Below are 2424 nucleotides of genomic sequence, written 5' to 3'. Positions count from 1 at the left end.
CGACCCGTCCGCCCGGCCGGTGCGACACCTGGTGTCCATCCGCGACCTGACCGACGGGGACCTGTACTCGATCGTCGCCCGCGGCGCCGCGTACGCGGCGGGGGAGCGCGGCAACCCGCTGGCCGGGCGGGTGGTCGGCGCGTACTTCCTCAAGACCTCGACGCGGACCCGGACCGCCTTCACCAGCGCCGCGCTGCGGCTCGGCGCGGGCGTCATCCAGTACGGGCCGCAGGACCTCCAGACGAACACCGGGGAGACCAGCGAGGACACCGGCCGGGTACTCGCCGGCATGCTCGACGTGCTTGTCGCGCGTACCGCCGGTGACCCGGCCGAGCTGCGGGCCTGGGCGGTCCAGGACCGGATGTCGGTGCTCAACGCGATGAGCGCCGAGGAGCACCCCACCCAGGCGCTGACGGACCTGACCACGCTGCTGCGACAGTTCGGCCGGATCGAGGGGCTGCGCCTGCTCTACGTGGGGGAGGCGAACAACACCGCCACCGCGCTCGCCCTGGCGCTCACCCGGTTTCCGGGGGTGGAGCTGGAACTGCGCACCCCGCCCGGCTACGGCCTGCCCGAGCAGATCCTGGCCGACGCCACCCGACAGGCCGAGGTCAGCGGAGCGAGCGTCGTCGAGCGGCACCACATGTCCGACCTGCCGGGTGACCTCGACGCCATCTACACCACCCGGTGGCAGACCACCGGCACCAGCAAGCCGGACCCGGACTGGCGTCGGATCTTCGCTCCGTTCCGGGTCGAACAGGCGCTCTGGCAGCGCAGCCCGCACGCGGTCTTCCTGCACGACCTGCCGGCACACCGCGGTGAGGAGGTCACCGCGGAGGTGCTCGACGGGCCGGCGAGCATCGCCTTCGCCCAGGCGGAGAACAAGTGCTACAGCGCCATGGCGGTGCTCGACTGGTGCCAGGCCACCGCGGCGGGTACGACAAGATGACCGTCTCCGACGCGCCGGCCCGCCCCGCTCGTCGACGTACGGGTCTGGCCGGCAACCGGGACTTCCTGCTGCTCTGGATCGGCTCCGGGTTCTCCGCGCTCGGTGCCCGGGCCACCTCCATCGGCTACACCCTATTGGTTTTCTGGTCGACCGGGTCGGCCACCGCGGCCAGCCTGGTCACCTTCGCCGCGCTGTTGCCGAACCTGGTCGCCCAGTTGCCGGCTGGTGCGCTTGTCGACAGGTGGAACCGGCGTACCACGATGCTGGCCTGCACCGTCGTCCGGGTCGCCGGGGTGGGCAGCGTCGCGGTGGTGGTGCTGCTCGACGCGGTGTGGCTGCCGCACCTGATGTTTGTCGCGTTCGTCGAGGCCACCCTCGGTATCTGCTACACGCTTGCGGAACGGGCGGCGGTGGGCAGCGTGGTGCCGCGTGACCAGCTGGGTGCCGCGACGGCGGCCAACGAGTCGCGGGCCAACGCCGCAAGCATCCTCGGCCAACCGGCCGGCACCGTGCTGTACTCCGTGGCCCGCTTCGCGCCCTTCCTCTTCGCCACCGTGGCGCACCTGATCTCGCTGGTCACCCTGCTGTTCATGCGGCGGGACCTGCGGGCACCCCGGGCGGCCGGTGCCGCACCCGGCCGGCTGCTCGCCGAGATCAAAGAGGGTTTCGACTTCGTCTGGGGCCAGCTCTACCTGCGGCGGGCGCTCTGCCTCTTCGCGGCCAGCAACATCCTCTTCCAGATCCTCGGGCTCGGCCTGGTGGTGCTGGTCAAGGAGCGTGGCGGCGAGCCCGCCACGGTGGGTCTGCTGCTGGTGGTCAACAGCGTCTTCGGCATGCTCGGCGCGATGACCAGCAACGTCTACCTGCGTCGCTGGGGCATTCGCCGGATGATGATCGGCATCAACGTCGGCTGGGCGGTACTGATGCCGCTGCTGGTGGTGGCGCCCGGCCTGATCGTGGTCAGCGCGATCCTCGCTCTGATCAACTACGGTGCCGGGATCGGCAACGTGGCCGGCATGCTCTACCTGCTCAAGACGGCTCCGGACGAGCTGCGCGGTCGAGCCGGCTCGATCTTCACGCTGCTCGCCTCGGGCGCCAACGCCGCCGGGGCACTGCTCGCCGGCTTCCTGCTCGACCACCTGGGCATCGAGGTGGCCCTGGTGATCGTGGGCGCGACGATGGTGGTGATCGCGATCTTCGCGGTGCTCGCCTTCGGCACCCGCGCCGCCGCCGAAGCCGAACGCGCCGAAGCCGCCGCCGAAGCCGCCGCCGAAGCCGAACGCCTCCCCACCCCCACCCCCGCTGACCCCCACCCCCACCCCCGCGCCCCCGCGCCCCAGCGCCCGCGCCCCCGCCCCCGCGCCCCGCGCGCCCCGCGCCCGCGCGCCCCGCGCCCCGCGCCCCCGCGTTGATCATGAGGTTGGCGGCAGTTTGAAGATCGACTACTGCCGCCAACCTCATGATCAACGCGGCGG

Annotated in this window: 2 protein-coding genes; both read left to right on the top strand. The window is 72.0% G+C overall.

The genetic code is table 11. The annotated features are described in order from the left end of the window. Window positions 1-19: 19 nt before the first annotated feature. Window positions 20-949 carry an ornithine carbamoyltransferase gene (locus tag QQG74_RS20215; protein ID WP_341716333.1) on the top strand — a complete coding sequence of 310 codons (930 nt, stop codon included), beginning with the start codon at window positions 20-22 and terminating at the stop codon, window positions 947-949. Further along, window positions 916-2361 carry an MFS transporter gene (locus tag QQG74_RS20210; RefSeq protein ID WP_341716332.1) on the top strand — a complete coding sequence of 482 codons (1446 nt, stop codon included), beginning with the start codon at window positions 916-918 and terminating at the stop codon, window positions 2359-2361. Before QQG74_RS20215 ends, QQG74_RS20210 begins: the two co-directional genes overlap by 34 nt. Window positions 2362-2424 lie beyond the last annotated feature (63 nt).

The organism is Micromonospora sp. FIMYZ51 (genome assembly GCF_038246755.1).
Classification (GTDB): domain Bacteria; phylum Actinomycetota; class Actinomycetes; order Mycobacteriales; family Micromonosporaceae; genus Micromonospora.
The sequence above is the reverse complement of the archived record's forward strand: the minus strand, read 5'-3'. Positions and strand labels throughout refer to the sequence as shown.